Origin of the sequence: Lapidilactobacillus achengensis (assembly GCF_003946655.1) — a bacterium.
Taxonomy (GTDB): domain Bacteria; phylum Bacillota; class Bacilli; order Lactobacillales; family Lactobacillaceae; genus Lapidilactobacillus; species Lapidilactobacillus achengensis.
Genome location: NZ_RHOV01000001.1, coordinates 142598 through 156475 on the forward strand (window position 1 = coordinate 142598; position 13878 = coordinate 156475).

Annotated in this window: 17 protein-coding genes; 4 read left to right on the forward strand and 13 right to left on the reverse strand. The window is 51.6% G+C overall.

All coding sequences use genetic code 11. The features are described from left to right. Positions 1 to 99 precede the first annotated feature (99 nt). From EKM94_RS00580 to EKM94_RS00595, 4 genes are all read right to left on the reverse strand, one after another. Entirely contained in the window at positions 100 to 1668 is a 1569-nt protein-coding gene (locus EKM94_RS00580) for an RsmB/NOP family class I SAM-dependent RNA methyltransferase (RefSeq protein ID WP_125595900.1), read from the reverse strand. Then, positions 1665 to 2690: a hypothetical protein gene (locus tag EKM94_RS00585; RefSeq protein ID WP_125595903.1), complete on the reverse strand. Its 1026-nt coding sequence runs from the start codon at positions 2688 to 2690 to the stop codon at positions 1665 to 1667. Before EKM94_RS00585 ends, EKM94_RS00580 begins: the two co-directional genes overlap by 4 nt. A gap of 77 nt (positions 2691 to 2767) precedes the next feature. Continuing rightward, positions 2768 to 3538 (reverse strand): SAM-dependent methyltransferase, encoded by a 771-nt coding sequence (locus EKM94_RS00590; RefSeq protein WP_125595906.1) that lies wholly within the window; start codon positions 3536 to 3538, stop codon positions 2768 to 2770. 167 nt (positions 3539 to 3705) lie between these two features. Then, positions 3706 to 3921: a hypothetical protein gene (locus EKM94_RS00595; protein WP_125595909.1), complete on the reverse strand. Its 216-nt coding sequence runs from the start codon at positions 3919 to 3921 to the stop codon at positions 3706 to 3708. A 669-nt stretch (positions 3922 to 4590) separates the two neighbouring features. Between EKM94_RS00595 and EKM94_RS00600 the strand changes: the two genes are divergently transcribed. Beyond that, positions 4591 to 5937 carry a hypothetical protein gene (locus EKM94_RS00600; RefSeq protein ID WP_125595912.1) on the forward strand — a complete coding sequence of 449 codons (1347 nt, stop codon included), beginning with the start codon at positions 4591 to 4593 and terminating at the stop codon, positions 5935 to 5937. Here the strand turns inward: EKM94_RS00600 and EKM94_RS00605 are convergent. Together EKM94_RS00605 and EKM94_RS00610 are read right to left on the reverse strand one after the other, a co-directional pair. Then, on the reverse strand, positions 5934 to 6239 hold the full coding sequence (locus EKM94_RS00605) for a hypothetical protein (protein WP_125595915.1): 306 nt from the start codon (positions 6237 to 6239) through the stop codon (positions 5934 to 5936). The two genes, EKM94_RS00600 and EKM94_RS00605, sit on opposite strands and share 4 nt — an antisense overlap. Positions 6240 to 6296: 57 nt before the next feature. Further along, positions 6297 to 6617 carry a hypothetical protein gene (locus EKM94_RS00610; RefSeq protein ID WP_125595918.1) on the reverse strand — a complete coding sequence of 107 codons (321 nt, stop codon included), beginning with the start codon at positions 6615 to 6617 and terminating at the stop codon, positions 6297 to 6299. Positions 6618 to 6711: 94 nt separating this feature from the next. Here EKM94_RS00610 and EKM94_RS00615 point away from each other — a divergent pair, with 94 nt between their 5' ends. Next, positions 6712 to 6897, forward strand: coding sequence for an LBP_cg2779 family protein (locus EKM94_RS00615; RefSeq protein ID WP_125595921.1), 186 nt, complete (start codon positions 6712 to 6714; stop codon positions 6895 to 6897). A gap of 70 nt (positions 6898 to 6967) precedes the next feature. On the opposite strand, the gene EKM94_RS00620 is transcribed toward EKM94_RS00615, so the two are convergent. Genes EKM94_RS00620 through EKM94_RS00630 form a run of 3 tightly spaced genes read right to left on the reverse strand, consistent with a single transcriptional unit; the run spans position 6968 to position 8042 of the window. Continuing rightward, entirely contained in the window at positions 6968 to 7318 is a 351-nt protein-coding gene (locus EKM94_RS00620) for a DUF2200 domain-containing protein (protein WP_125595924.1), read from the reverse strand. A 26-nt stretch (positions 7319 to 7344) separates the two neighbouring features. Beyond that, positions 7345 to 7641, reverse strand: coding sequence for a metal-sulfur cluster assembly factor (locus EKM94_RS00625; RefSeq protein ID WP_125596378.1), 297 nt, complete (start codon positions 7639 to 7641; stop codon positions 7345 to 7347). Positions 7642 to 7694: 53 nt separating this feature from the next. Further along, positions 7695 to 8042 carry a hypothetical protein gene (locus tag EKM94_RS00630; RefSeq protein WP_125595927.1) on the reverse strand — a complete coding sequence of 116 codons (348 nt, stop codon included), beginning with the start codon at positions 8040 to 8042 and terminating at the stop codon, positions 7695 to 7697. A gap of 386 nt (positions 8043 to 8428) precedes the next feature. On the opposite strand from EKM94_RS00630, the gene EKM94_RS00635 reads away from it, so the two are divergent. Continuing rightward, positions 8429 to 9232, forward strand: a complete 804-nt coding sequence (locus EKM94_RS00635; protein WP_125595930.1) for a Cof-type HAD-IIB family hydrolase — start codon at positions 8429 to 8431, stop codon at positions 9230 to 9232. 405 nt (positions 9233 to 9637) lie between these two features. Here EKM94_RS00635 and EKM94_RS00640 read toward each other — a convergent pair whose 3' ends face one another. Then, positions 9638 to 9823 carry a 2-hydroxymuconate tautomerase gene (locus EKM94_RS00640; protein ID WP_125595934.1) on the reverse strand — a complete coding sequence of 62 codons (186 nt, stop codon included), beginning with the start codon at positions 9821 to 9823 and terminating at the stop codon, positions 9638 to 9640. Between the two features lie 60 nt (positions 9824 to 9883). On the opposite strand from EKM94_RS00640, the gene EKM94_RS00645 reads away from it, so the two are divergent. Beyond that, positions 9884 to 11305, forward strand: coding sequence for a C69 family dipeptidase (locus tag EKM94_RS00645; protein ID WP_125595937.1), 1422 nt, complete (start codon positions 9884 to 9886; stop codon positions 11303 to 11305). 268 nt (positions 11306 to 11573) lie between these two features. Here EKM94_RS00645 and EKM94_RS00650 read toward each other — a convergent pair whose 3' ends face one another. The 3 genes from EKM94_RS00650 to aroA form a co-directional block, all read right to left on the reverse strand. Next, positions 11574 to 11942 carry a hypothetical protein gene (locus EKM94_RS00650; protein WP_125595940.1) on the reverse strand — a complete coding sequence of 123 codons (369 nt, stop codon included), beginning with the start codon at positions 11940 to 11942 and terminating at the stop codon, positions 11574 to 11576. Between the two features lie 73 nt (positions 11943 to 12015). Further along, positions 12016 to 12522: a shikimate kinase gene (locus tag EKM94_RS00655; RefSeq protein ID WP_125595943.1), complete on the reverse strand. Its 507-nt coding sequence runs from the start codon at positions 12520 to 12522 to the stop codon at positions 12016 to 12018. Continuing rightward, the gene (gene aroA, locus EKM94_RS00660) at positions 12519 to 13859 is read right to left on the reverse strand and encodes a 3-phosphoshikimate 1-carboxyvinyltransferase (RefSeq protein WP_125595946.1); all 1341 of its coding nucleotides are present in this window, start codon (positions 13857 to 13859) and stop codon (positions 12519 to 12521) included. The genes EKM94_RS00655 and aroA overlap by 4 nt, the downstream gene beginning before the upstream one ends. Positions 13860 to 13878 lie beyond the last annotated feature (19 nt).

The following is a 13878-nucleotide window of genomic DNA, read 5'->3' on the forward strand; positions in this document are numbered from 1 at the left end:
TGTTTGGTGTTGAAAGATGATCTCACACCAGGCGTTCTTGACCTTTTATTTTAACATTTCGTTGGTTGGCTTGGTCGCGCTACTCACAGTCTGGCTGGCTTAACGCGTTCGCAAATTTTTCGGGTAGAAATTCTTGATCGTAGTATCCACCAAATAACCCCAACTAAAGATCAAGCCTTGGTGGGCCACGGGATACCAACCCTTGTGCAATCCCAGTTCAGCCATCATCGTGGCGGCCAGTGAGACGGTTTCTCCATGACGAAACCGTTGATAGTCAGATGCCGACAGATCGAGGATTTGTCCAAAAGCCGTTGCGGGCAAGGCCATGACCAAGGCCTGGTTGGGCACGAAGCGGTTCTTGCGCCATTCGCCTAACCACAACCCGCGGCGCACGTAGCGGATCCGCGAATCCGCCGGTAGGCAGTTGGGCCGAGCAAATAACTGGTTTTGCACCCGCACTAGGGTCAATTGCGCGAAGAAATCCGGCAAGGTCAAGCGATTCTCTTGCAAAAAAGTGGTCCAAGTCTGGGTTTCAGCAGCGGTCAGCGCTTGCGGCAGCTTACTGTCAGCTTTGGTCGTTCCGCGTTTAGCCAACTTGGTTCTGGCAGTGTGACTATTGGATGGCGCTGATGGCCAAGATTGCCGCTGGTCTGAAGTCACTTCTTGAGCGGCGCGCTCGGCCCACTCGTTGAGGCGCGGTGGTGTCACGCCAGGTTCAGCTTGAAGGGGCTCAGTCAATTGATGGACGTCCGTGCGGATCAATTTGGCCATGAAATGACCTTCACCCCGCAATTTCTGCGGCCAAAAGCGTAGAGTGGCCGTCATTTCAGGTCGATTAGCGCCCCAGGCTGGCCGCCCGCGATCAACTTGGTCCCAGCCAGGACCTTCTGGCGCGACGACTTGAAAGCGCGGTTCTTGCGCCAGCAACCAAGCAATATTTTCCTCGTCTTCTTCTGGCGCGAACGTGCAAGTCGAATAAACCAAGCTGCCATTGGGCTTAAGCATGGTCAACGCTTCCGTCAAAATTGTCCGTTGCCGTTGTTGACAGGCCAACGGATAGTCGGGTTCCCAGTACTGGATCGCGTCTGGATCCTTGCGGAACATGCCCTCACCCGAGCACGGCGCGTCCACAACGATCAAATCAAAGAACGCCGGGAAAAACTGGGCCAACTGATCGGGGGCATGATTGGTCACCACCACATTGCTGTACCCAAATCGTTCCACATTTTCAGAAAGGATCTTGGCTCGTTGCGGATCGATTTCATTGGCGACCAATAACCCGGTCTCGCCTAGAAGACTGGCCAACTGAGTGGTTTTCCCGCCAGGCGCGGCGCACAGATCCAGCACCCGGCTCCCCGGCGCCGGTGCCGCCAAAGCCGCCACCGCCTGGGCACTAGGCTCCTGACTGTAAACCGCCCCGGAGGTTTGGCTAATGGCCAACCCCTTGACCTGCCCGTAATAACCTTGAGGGCTCCACGGAATCGGTTGATGGGCAGCACGGAGCGCCATGATCTCGGGATTAGCACTGCTGGCCTTCTTAGGATTCAGGCGGAAGCCCTTCTCCGCCGGCGCTTGGAAACTTTCCAGAAAACGGGCAGCTTCTTCAGGACCAAGTAGCGCTTGATATTTCTGACAAAAGGCTACTGGTAATTGTTCGGTCGTTGTCAATGCTTGAATTCCTCCTGATTGAGCTGATCCACCGCTTGTTGCAACCGTGGATAATTCCGTGAAAAAGTTAAATACAAGAATGTGATCAGTAACGCCACCACGTCAAATGATAACAATAATCCTAGGATCACCATGGCGTGGCTCGCCGACCAAATTTTCACACCAATGAAATAACCTAGCAATGTGGGCAGAAAAAGATGAAAGGCAGTTTGCCCCAACAATTTCAATCGCAGTTGTTCTTTCAGAAAACCACCCAAATCGAAACCGCGACCGGCCAACACAATATAGTAGATCATGATCCAAGCCAGCGTGGCCATCACCGTAAATATCAGGATCGCTTGTGTCAACAAGATGCCTGACCGCTGGAACCAGCCTTGTCGTTCCCGTTGAACCGACGAAGTATCCACCAACCGTGTGGCCTTCTTGGCGTCAAATAATTTGATGATTTCCTTGGTTTGCGCGCTATTCGGCTCTTTCGGGTCATAAACCACGCGAAAATCGGTCGTCATTAAATTTTGATCGCTTTGATTAGGTGAAAGTGAAATGAAAATATGATTGTTGATTGCGTAATCGCCACTAGTCCCGATCACCCCAATCACCGCCAAATAGTGATCATTTTTCAGAAAATACTCTTGGGATTGTGGTTTGTAAGCTTCCTTAAGGCGGTTCTTACCTAAGAGGACAAAGGGCACTTCGGACTGAAAGTCATTGGCATTAAGCAAACGCCCTGAAACCGTGGGCATCACCTCGGTCACATCGCCTTTGATGTAAATATAGGAAAAATTATCGTCCTTGTTATCGATCAATTGCAACTGGAAATTATCCAGATCACTACTGGCTAACGTTTTGATCAGCGGCGTCACGGCCAGCTTCTTGCCACCAGTAATGATCAAACTATTCTCGGACAGGCCATTCCGATCGAGCTGGCTTTGGTTATTCCGCTGATCGTCCTGTTGAAAGCACAAGACCAGCAGTCCGCTGAGCACCACTAATAATAAGTCCAAAATCATTCGTCGTTTCATCTTCACCGACCCTTAACTTTTCTGAAAATTCTCCATTTGTTTCATTTATTATCATTAGATTTTTTAGCACTGGAATTTCAATAAACCCGTAATTGTTCACGGAGTCCGTCGCTGGTCGCGGGCAAATAGCGGGAGATCAGTTGTGCCGGCGCCGAGAAATGGTGCGGGACCTGCTGCCAAAAGAGCAAGCTGTTCGTCACGCCGAATACCTCACCTAGAACCAGCAATTGCGGTCGCTGCGCCGCCGGTAGCCGTTGTAACTGTTGCCACAATAGTAAATCAGTCGGATCATTATTGGGACTCCATGACAAAATGACCGCGTCCACCTGTTGGGCATACTGTGCTACCGCCGCCGTGGCCGTCAACCGCTGCACCGGGAAGAAAGTCTGGCGACCAGTTAAATTCTCCCCCTGCCAAGCGAAACTATCGGTCGCGATCACCTGTTGGCCGCGCGCCGCCAGAGCCGCGGCGAGCCGACCATCACCGGCCATCACTTCTAAATAACGCCGCCAGGGCCACTGTCGCGTCCAAATCGTCAACGCTTGTTGTGAGATCAGGGTCCACTGACCAAAGTGATATTGCAAATATTTACGAAAATGATGGAGTAAATGATCCAGCTGTTGAAAATCGTGTTGTGCCACGGACAAACTCAGCGCTTGGGTCTCGGCAACAGTCACCATTTGCCACCAGATCGACTCGTTCAAGCATAGCGGCGGTAAAGGCCGCGACAGCAATTGTCCGGACTGCAATTCAGCACAACAACGCCGAATCTCCTCAACTTGCAATTGGATGTCGAGGATTGTCGCGTAGCGGCGGGCCAAATGGTCGATGTTTTTCAAATAATCCATGGCCGCCTCCTTGTTTTTTGCGGGTGAGCTGTCCAGCCCAGTCTTTTGTTATTATACCCTAAAATCCATACTTTTTGAACGGCAGGATGATCAGCTGTCTGCCTAGATAATTGTGTAGGTTGACCGCGACTTACGCTGCGAAATTCGGGGTGAGCTCGCTGTGGGCATCACTTTGAGCTTTTCGGAAGAGCACCGAAAATCTCAAAGCTGAGCCTTGTCCTAAGCGGCAAAGCCGCCAAGGACAATTTCACGGCGATCTCACCCCGAATTTCTCCGCTCCAGCCGCTCAACGTTATAACAGCCGTTTGAGCACTCACGCCAACCAGCAAGCTATGGCCAGTTGATGGGGAGCCACGTAATTGACGACCGTGGTTAGCGGTCACCAGCTTGAAATTGGTGACACCAGTGAAGTCTGCCTGATGAACTAGGACATGATCTTGATAAATCAGTTAAATTAGTCGGTTTCATCAAGAATTGTTTATGGAGCGGGTAAAGATGTTCAACCGATGCAAACTGTACCACCTTCTAATCCGAATCCGTTGGCGTTGCTGTACCACCTCAAAAGTGGGCAATTGTTTTAACCTCTAGCTTGCAAAATCACTTCTTCAAATCCTTCGCTTCGATAACAGATAGGCTCAATTCTGCCTAGCAACCGCCTCAGGACGTGTGGCTCAGCGGTGAGATTATTCTTAGCGATTTATCGCTTAGAATAAGGCCTGATTTTGAGACAAGCCGCCGGGCTTGCGGATTGGCTCAAAACAGTGCCCACTGCGTTCCAGCCACGATAAACGTCCTGAGGCGGTTGCGTACCCAACCAAACCCACCACACCAGCAATCAAACAAGAAATCAAGAATAATAACCAGTCAGTTCAAACGATACCCGCCTGATCTTGCCAACAATTTGCCCAGTGAATTTTCTGGAAAAAATTGGAAGTTTTTCAGAGAACTGCTGGTCTTTTCACAAAACTACGTTAAAATATAGATGAGAGCGTTTAACCACGTAACAAGAAGTTAAATGCCGTGATCAAAACAGAGACAAAGGATGGACTTAAATGACGGTGAAATATCAATTTGGTGATGATTTAACAGCATTGACCGATGCAATGGCAGCTTGGCGCGCTGATCGTAACGATGGTCGCGTGGTTGTGCCTACTGGGTTAGCGCCACTGGATGACACCTGGCAAACAGCGGCGGCCCCAGATTTGTTGGCGGCGATTTTGCAGGCGTTCTTACCTGAGCGTGACTTAACGGAATTAACGACGCTGGCGACAACAGCCTTAACAGCCACTTGGGGTAAACGGGCGCCGATCGCGGTCACCCCGAAACGGGGAAAATTGGCGACGCGCTATGCCGAGATGGCCACCGGACTAACCATGTCAGCGGCTGATTGGAACACGGCCTTGGTGCAGTCCCTCGTGGATACGGCTCAACCGCTAGCTCTGGTGGCGCACGACGCCAATGCCTTGATTGCCTTGGCAGAACATTTGGACGCCGGCAACCATCTAACTGGCTACGCGGCCCTTGCAACAGTGCCACCTTTGGTTCAAAAACAGTTTGCCGCAGCAAGTTTAGCGGAACAGGTCACCCCCGTTGCGGTTGACGAAACAGCGTCACTGAACTCTTTGACGGGCTGGCAGGCCGAACAAGCGGCTCTCAGTCAGACCACTAAGGCTGCGGGCCAAGTCTATGTTCCTGTGGACGGTGGTCAATTAAGCGTGTTGGTTCCGCAAATTTTGAGCTACTTCCTGATTGCCCAACAAGCACCTGCTGAGGAATTGACGATTGTTTGTGCCAGTGATGATTTAAGCGAGGTGCTGGCCGCCCGCTACGCGCAACTTTTAGGCGCGCCAATCAAACGGGTCCTGGCCGCAATCGGGCCGGACAGTCCACTGGCCGCCGTAGCCGCTGGCGCTGAACTGACTACTAACTGGCCTCTAGCCAAAAACGCCTTGCGCCTAGCTGCCAGTTTCCACGAGCAAGCATTGCCATTGACTAGCGCTTGGGCTGACCTCCAAACCAGTTGGTCGTCTTGGCTCAGTTGCGCGCCGGTGACAACCACCGCGGGCTTGCGGGAGATTCGGCGCGGACAAACACAAGATCAAATGACCTTAGGTGCTCAGACAGCCTTGGCCAGCGCCCTTGTTCAGTCCGAACAGCTGCCCGATGCCATTGTGCTCAGCACGACTGATCCTTTCCAAACTCCGGAAGCGATCATCACCGGAATCACGGACCGAGATGATGGTAAAACCGATTTTGAAGCGGTTCAAATTTTACGCCAGATCGTTGACCTGAAGGTGCCTCGCGTCATTACGCATTTGAAGAGTAAGGAATTGCCAGAACTGCCGAACTATCTGCAACAAGCGGCCCTGGCACAACTTCAAGCCGGGCTGAACGCTTAAGCAGTCCCGCAAGGGCTGACCCCCACCATTGACGCCGCTGATTTATCAGGTGCTACCTGACTGGCAAGCGGGTTAGTTAGTCCGATTTGGTCGGTTATGGGCACAGGTTCAAAGGACGTCTTGGCGACCATGATTTTTTGGGCGTCCCGGTCTTTGGGTCCCGTTTGAAACCCCGATTCGAGGATCCTGATTGCCCGTTTTCCACCCAAATAAAAAAGCATTTCCGTCACGTGGATGACGTCCAGCAGGACCACCACGACACCGGAAATGCTTTTTTCAGTTGTTTGAATGAGTTCGTTCACAGGTATTGCGTGCGGCATCCGGTCAGCCAGATCATTGCCCCAGTGATTTTGAGGAAATCAGTGGATGCCTTGCCCCTGCTCGTCGATGATCGGCGCGTTGAAGTTGCGGCGATAGTAGTCGCCGTCAATAATTTTATATTTCTTATTGACAAAACGCGCGATGATCTTGCCGTATTCCACTGGCGCCCAACCTTCACTCCCGAGCACAACCAGGCGCTCGTTGATCACGTCGGCCTTCTTGCCATAATCAGCGCCGAAGAAGGCTTTGACCATGGTCATGGTTGTTTTTTCGCTATATGGCAGGAAATTAGCCATTTTTGTGGTTGAGAAAGCGGCGAACTCGCCGGTGGGGAAACTTGATAAATCTTGATTTGACATCTACTTCACCTACATTTTATTTTGTATCTCTCTAGATTAATGCTAAAATTAACTTGAGTCCAATTTCCGACTGACATTAAGGAGGTATGACGAAATGGCACTATCAACTATCGGCCAAGCTTTGATTGATTTTCAGAAACAGAAAGAACTGACAGACACGCAGATCGCGTTCGAAAGTCACTTTACTGTGGAGAAAATCCATCAAATCAAAGCAGGCGAAAGCGAACCCACTGACGAAGAAGCTAAACGGCTAACGGCCTATTTTGCAAGTAAAAAATAACCGTTGTCATGACAGTGAAGGCCGCTGATGCGGTCTTTTTTTGTTGAACGGGATGGGGTCGCTCTTGGTCTCACGTCCGCAAAATCTTCGCCATGGCGCGACCGCGAGCCAATTCGTCAACCAATTTATCCAAGTAACGGATTTGTTGCATTAACGGCTCGGCGATCGTTTCCACCTGGACCCCACAGATCTTCCCGGTGATCAGTTTCGCCTTCGGATTGAAGGCGGGCGCCTCGGCGAAAAAGGTATACAAATCAACTTGCGCGGCAATCTGTGCTTGGACCTGCGCTGGCGAATAGCCGGTCAGCCAAGTAATGACTTGATCTAATTCGGCTTGTTGGCGCCCTTTTTTCGTGATTTTCTGTAAATAAAGCGGGTAGATCTGACCAAAGCTCATGCGATAAATTCGTGGTTGGGCCATTTCATCAGCTCCTTGATTTGGTAAAACTAACCGATCCCCAATGAGATTCGCGCGTAACGGCTCATCATTTCCGGTGTCCATTGGGGGTACCAAACTAAGTCAATCGCGACATCATTGACTTCAGGTAGTTTCATCACGGCGGTGTCAATGGCTTCGGATAAATAATCGGTCAACGGGCATCCCATGGTCGTCAAAGTCATCTTGATCGAGCACAGGCCGTCGTCGTCTAATTCAACTTCGTAAACCAGGCCGAGGTTGACGATATCGATGCCTAATTCTGGGTCGATCACGGTTTCTAAGGCGCCGAGAATCTTCTCTTGCATTGCTTCTGCTTGCTCCACTGCTATCACTCCTTACCGTCATTATACTGATTCACTTACAAAAGCGCAATTGACAAATAGCGTGTTTTCACGCTGGCTTGGGTAGCCTTCTGTGCATTCGTCTCGCAAAAGTTGGTTGCCCGCAGCTTGCGCTGCGAAATTCGGGGTGAGCTCGCTGTGGGCGCTGTTTTGAGCCAATCCACAAAGTGCGCGGCTGTCTCAAAATCAGGCCTTATTCTAAGCGGCAAAGCCGCTAAGAATAACGACACGGCGATCTCACCCCGAATTTCTCCGCTCCAGCCGCTCAACGTTTTAACAGTCGTTTGAGCGCTCACGCCGGCTGGCAAGCTATGGCTAATTGATGGGGCACCACGCAATTGACGACCGTGGTTAGTGGTCGCCATCTTTAAATTGGTAACACCAGTACAGTTTGTCTGATGAGCTCAGGCAGCGTCTTGACGAATCAACCGAATCATTGGCCTTCACTCAAGGATTGACTAAGATTGTCTAAGGAACCGAGCGAAGTTGGTCAACCTATGCAACGTGCCCACTTGACTAATCCAAACTCGTTGGTGCTGGCTCCGACCTGGATCAACGTAAATAACGAGCTAAGGCAATTTTTGGGACGAGAAATACCAGAACAAAGCGCCATTTCTGAATTATCTGCTTTATTTATGCGCTATTTTTTGCTAAAATAAAGCAACATACCGATTTATTGTATGAAAAATTGAGAAAAATTAAAAAAGCAATTTAAAGTGAAAGATTGAAATAAGGAGTAACCGAAATCATTATGACAAAGAAATTGATTGCCTTAGATCTTGATGGCACAACGTTGAACAACGAGTCAAAGATCACGGCGAAAACCGTTGAAGTGTTGCACCGGGCCGCGGCGCAAGGACATATGGTGGCGATCGCGACCGGTCGGCCAAATCGGATCAGCGAGAATTATTATCATCAGTTAGGGCTTCAAGGACCGATGGTGAATTTCAATGGCGGGTTGATCCACATTCCTGAACATCAATGGGCTGGGGAATATTCATCAGCGATTCCGCGGGATCTGGTTTTTGATGTTTTGAAGTTGAAGCAAGACCTGCCGATCGAAATGATCGCAGCGGAAGGTAAAAATTTTGTTTACGCTGACCGAGTTTCTGACTTGGATATCGGCTTCTTTCCTAAGGCGCTGGGTCCAGATCAGGTTTTAAACGAGCGAAATCTGCAGGCGGATCCCACTTCCCTGACGATTTTCGTGGATAATCAGGATCAAGAATTCATTCGCGAAACGCTCTACGCTAAATATCCGAATATTGAAATGAATAGTTGGGGCGGCGCGATCAACGCTTTGGAAATCGTCGAGAAAGGCATCAACAAGTATCGCGGCGTTCAATATTTGGCGGAGTATTTTGATATTGCCAATAAGGACATCATTGCGTTTGGCGATGAGGTCAACGATTTGGAAATGTTGACCCATGTTGGTTGGGGCGTGGCGATGGCTAATGGCGTTCCTGCGGTGAAGGCCGCCGCCAATGATATCACCACTTTGCCGAACAACGAGGACGGATTAGCCGACTATTTGACCAAGTACTTGGCCGTTTAAACAGAGTGTGAGTTACCCCGGGAGCTTCTGAGCCCTAGCCCAGCAAAGGTTTTGGAAGCACGGGTTTGGCTTCCGGAACATTTGCGTAGCTAAGCGGAAGAAGCTGGGGTAGCGAACACGTTTCAAAAACAGAGTGAGAGCTACCCCGGGAGCTTCTGAGCATTAGCCTAGCAAAGGTTTTGGAAGCACGGGTTTGGCTTCCGGAACATTTGCGTAGCTAAGCGGAAGAAGCTGGGGTAGCGAACACGTTTCAAAAACAGAGTCGCGGCGCCGCTTGTGGGCAAAACCGGACTCTATTTTTTGATTCTGGTCGAATTTTGCCGCCGGGCAAGATTGGCGGTTCGCCTCAGCGCGATCACACCTGTTGTTTGCCCGTCGGTTAATGGGCGCTTTCGCTCAGCTGGTTTATTGCTCGCTGCGTAAAACGCCGCCGTCCGCGTAACGGTTCGGCTGCATTTCGTTCAAAACGACATGGACATGTTCCGCCGGCGCGCCGGTATTCTTGACCACTGCAGCCGTTACCTCGGCGACTAAAGCTTTCAACTGGTCTTCACTACGGCCAGCAATCAAATCAATATGAACTAAAGGCATCTTTTTTTCCTCCTTAATTGGAATTGGGGCTGCCTTTATCATGAACAAGGAGCGCTTAAAATGCAACCAAAAATTCAGAGAAGTTCTTGCACTTCGATCCTGATCGGTAAAAACGCCAGCAATGATGGTTCGGTGATCATCGGGCGTAACGAGGATAGTCAAACGGCTTGGCCGAAGCATCTGCAATTCAATCCCCGCCAAAGGGTCACAGGTAATCATTTTCGCTCGCGGGCAAATAAATTTGAACTGAAGCTGCCCGAGTTGATTTTTCAACATTCGGCCACTCCAGAGTGGACAGATCGTTACGGGATCTTTGCCGAAGACGGGATCAACGAGTACCATGTGGCGGTTAGCGCGACCGAGAGCGCTTATGGGAATGAACGGGTTTTGGCCCATGATCCGTTCGAAACGGAAACCGGCTTATTGGAAGAGGCCATCGTGACCGTCGTGCTCCCCTACGTCAAAACCGCGCGAGCCGGCGTACAACGTTTAGGCGCGATCATCGACGAGCATGGTAGCGCGGAGGCCAATGGGATCTTATTTGCGGATCAAAATGAGGCTTGGTATTTCGAAGTCGCGGCTGGGCACCAGTGGGTCGCGCAACGAATCCCAGATGACGCGTACGCCGTTGTCGCCAATCAGATCTCGATCCAAACCGTGGACTTTTCTGATCCAGATCACTTTATTTGGGCACCCCACTTGCAAGATTTCGTCACGGAAAATAACCTGTGGCCTGCCGACCGGCCATTCAATTTTCGTCGGATTTTTGGCACCAACGATGACTCGGATCTGACCTATAATACGCCGCGCGTTTGGAGTGGCCAACGGTTATTAACGCCATCCTGCCAGCAAACACCTCAGGATCATGAATTGCCGTTCTTGCGGCAGCCAGATTATCCGATCACGATTGCGGCCGCGGCGCGTGTTTTAGGCGATCATTTTCAAGGCACGCCTTATGATTTAATGGGAAATCAACCGGTGGCCAAGCGTTTTCGCCCGATCAGTGTCGCCACCACCCAAGAATCCCATTTGTTACAATTGCGGCCCACCGCGACGCCAGAGTTGGTTGGGATCCATTGGCTGGCAATGGGCGTGACCGCGCAAAGTGTTTTTGTGCCTTTCTACAGTCAAGGCGCGAAGGTTCCGCAAATGTATCAACGTGGTCGAGAAACTTATGCCCCCACCTCGGCTTATTGGGTCTTCAAGCAGGCTGGCGTTTTGGTTGACCGGGCGCCTCAGGCCTATGCCCGCGATTTAAGTGGCACGCAAACGCAAACCACGCAGGATTTATGGCGACAATTAGCGCTGGCCGACGCTAAGATCAGCGCCTTGGCTAGCGAGCAACGCCAAGCTGCTCTGGATCAAAGTAATGCCCAGGTGGCCAAAGTCGCGCTTAGTGCTTATCAAAAGCTGATCAGCACATTGATCACTAAGCAGACGGCCCGGTCGCCGCTGAACTTTAAGGTGGATCCTAACTTGTAAATTGCTTGGGTTGGTGGGCTTGGGGCGTTGGTGGATTGCAGGTGTGGTGGGGCTCCAGGTCGGGCTGGGGGTGGTGGAACGCGGCGGGCACGATTTTGAGCTTTTCGGAAGCCCACCGAAAATCTCAAAACTCGGCCTTATTGTAGGCGATAAATCGCCAACAATAATATCGCGGCTGACTCACCCCCAGCCCGACCTTCCGCCAGACGAGTGAACAGCCCACCAACGCCAGAGTGTGAGCCGACCCGGGTAGCTCCTGAGCATTAGCCTAGCAATTGTTTTGGAAGCCGCCCTTTGCTTCCGGAACAATTGCGTAGCTAAGCACAGGGAGCTGGGTCGGCGAACACGTTTTGAGTGCGGAACACAACGGGTTGACTTCGAGCATTAACCTAGTCAGGCTTTTGGAGGCTGGTCTTCGCCTCCAGCCGCTCAACGTTTTAACAGCCGTTTGAGCACTCCCGCCGACTGGCAAGCTATGGTCAATTAATGAGGATCCACGGAAACGACGACCTGGGTTAGTGGTTACCAGCTTTAAATTGGTGACACCAGCGCAGTCTGTCTGATGAACTAAGGCAAGTTCTTGATGAACCAGCTCTTCACCAATGTTCGAGCAGCGGGACAGGACATTCTCAATCAATTCAGCATCGTTATCACCACCACAGCAAACAAAAAACACCGTCAGAATTCACGTTGAATTCTGACGGTGTTTTTTAACCAGTAAAGAAGCGGCGATGAAGCTCGGCCGCCAAGTCAGCTGGCGCTGGGACGGGGTCGGTCAGGACCAATTGTGCCGTCGCCACTTCCGCGTACAACTCTTGGCGGCGCTCAAAACGCTGCCGCAAGCCATCGCGGGTCAAGGTGTCGACTAGTGGGCGTCCGGTGTCGTGACTGATTCGCTGCCAGGACAATTCAAAGCTTCCTTTTAGCCAGAGTACTTGTGGCTGGGTCTGTAAAAGTTGGCGGCTAGCAGGGGTTTCGATGATTCCGCCGCCTAAAGCGAGAATATCCGGTCCACGTTGCAGGCACTGGGTCAAATTGTCGTATTCCAATTGTCGAAAACCCGCCTCCCCCCTTTGCTCAAAGATTTTAGCGATGGGGCCATGTTCGCGGACGATGACTTGGTCAAGATCACACAGCGATAACTGGTAGCCTTGGGCCAAGGTTTGCGCGACGGTGCTTTTACCAACACCCATAAAGCCGATCAAGATCAAGGTCATGCTGGTCCCCCCAACGCGCGCACTAAATCCTGTAAAAAGGTGGGATTGGAGATGGCGATGCTATCCAACCCGGCAATGGGAACTTTCGCCTGCAGCAACAATTCGGCGATAACCAGCGTCATGGCGATTCGATGATCGCCATGGCTGTTCAAAGTGGCCACCGTGGGCGCGTGTAAGGCATGGCCGCCGTGAATAACCAGTCCCGTGGGATTCTCATCGATTCGGGCGCCAAATAAGCGGAGCTGTTCGGTAATCACGGCCAAGCGATCTGTTTCCTTATGGCGCAAGGTCGCCGCGTCAGTAATGACGGAAGTTCCAGGCAATTGGGTCGCCAATAGCGCCAGCAAGGGCACTTCATCAATGACGCCACCCAGATTATGCTGGTCGATCTGGATGGTCCCCGTCGGTTGGGTCCACGTTTCAACCAAGAGATCTGCGGCGGGCTCAACTGTTTTTGTTTGGCTCGAAGGTAAAATCGTGATCGGCGCGCCTAGCGCTTGCAACAGCCGCAACAGCCCTGTTCTGGTGGGATTAAGGCTGTGGTTGGTGATAGTCAGTCGACTGTGGGGCCGGAATAAGGCGGCGCAAATCATGAAAGCGGCGCTGGAAGGATCCCCGGGAATCGTTAATTCTTGGGCCTGTAAAGGCTGCCGTTGTGGAGTTACTTGAATTTTACCGGCGGTGGCCGTTACCTGCGCGCCGAATAGTTGCAACAGCCGTTCGGTATGATCGCGTGTCGGCGCTAATTCCCAGAAGACACTGGGTTGGTCTGCCTGTAGCGCCGCCAAAATCAAAGCACTTTTCAACTGGGCGCTGGCGACCGGGAGGCGATAGCGCAAGCCATTGAGCCACTGATTGGGCGCGATCATCAATGGCAGTGTCGCCGTTTCCGTCGTGAACTTGGCGCCCATTTCACTCAACGGTTCGATAATATCGCGTAACGGGCGCTGGGACAGACTGGCATCGCCCTGCAAGTGACTGGTAAAACGTTGGCGGGCCAACAAACCGAGCAACAGGCGGGTCGTTGTTCCCGAGTTGCCTAAATCAAGGCTGACCGCTTCGGCAGTCGGTTGGAATTGCCAACCCCCCTGGCCAATAACTTCGGTGGTGTGATCACGGGTGATCAACTTGACGCCTAAACTTTGTAAGGCTTGTTGCGTTGAGCGGATGTCCGCAGCCGGCAATAAGCCATGGATCACCGTGGTCCCTTGCGCCAACGCGCCGAGCAACAGCGCTCGGTGGGAAATGCTTTTGTCGCCAGGCGTCTGGTAGTTGCCCTGCAATCCCGCGTCAATTGTCGGATCAAATTCAGTTGTAAATAGCGTTGTCGGCGTCATCACGGACTCGCTTCCTTTC

Coding starts and splice junctions, on each gene's coding strand:
- EKM94_RS00585 (WP_125595903.1), bottom strand. CDS start 2,690: ATGAAACGACGAATGATTTTGGACTTATTATTAGTGGTGCTCAGCGGA.
- EKM94_RS00590 (WP_125595906.1), bottom strand. CDS start 3,538: ATGGATTATTTGAAAAACATCGACCATTTGGCCCGCCGCTACGCGACA.
- EKM94_RS00600 (WP_125595912.1), top strand. CDS start 4,591: ATGACGGTGAAATATCAATTTGGTGATGATTTAACAGCATTGACCGAT.
- EKM94_RS00610 (WP_125595918.1), bottom strand. CDS start 6,617: ATGTCAAATCAAGATTTATCAAGTTTCCCCACCGGCGAGTTCGCCGCT.
- EKM94_RS00615 (WP_125595921.1), top strand. CDS start 6,712: ATGGCACTATCAACTATCGGCCAAGCTTTGATTGATTTTCAGAAACAG.
- EKM94_RS00620 (WP_125595924.1), bottom strand. CDS start 7,318: ATGGCCCAACCACGAATTTATCGCATGAGCTTTGGTCAGATCTACCCG.
- EKM94_RS00625 (WP_125596378.1), bottom strand. CDS start 7,641: ATGCAAGAGAAGATTCTCGGCGCCTTAGAAACCGTGATCGACCCAGAA.
- EKM94_RS00630 (WP_125595927.1), bottom strand. CDS start 8,042: ATGGCGACCACTAACCACGGTCGTCAATTGCGTGGTGCCCCATCAATT.
- EKM94_RS00635 (WP_125595930.1), top strand. CDS start 8,429: ATGACAAAGAAATTGATTGCCTTAGATCTTGATGGCACAACGTTGAAC.
- EKM94_RS00640 (WP_125595934.1), bottom strand. CDS start 9,823: ATGCCTTTAGTTCATATTGATTTGATTGCTGGCCGTAGTGAAGACCAG.
- EKM94_RS00645 (WP_125595937.1), top strand. CDS start 9,884: ATGCAACCAAAAATTCAGAGAAGTTCTTGCACTTCGATCCTGATCGGT.
- EKM94_RS00655 (WP_125595943.1), bottom strand. CDS start 12,522: ATGACCTTGATCTTGATCGGCTTTATGGGTGTTGGTAAAAGCACCGTC.
- aroA (WP_125595946.1), bottom strand. CDS start 13,859: ATGACGCCGACAACGCTATTTACAACTGAATTTGATCCGACAATTGAC.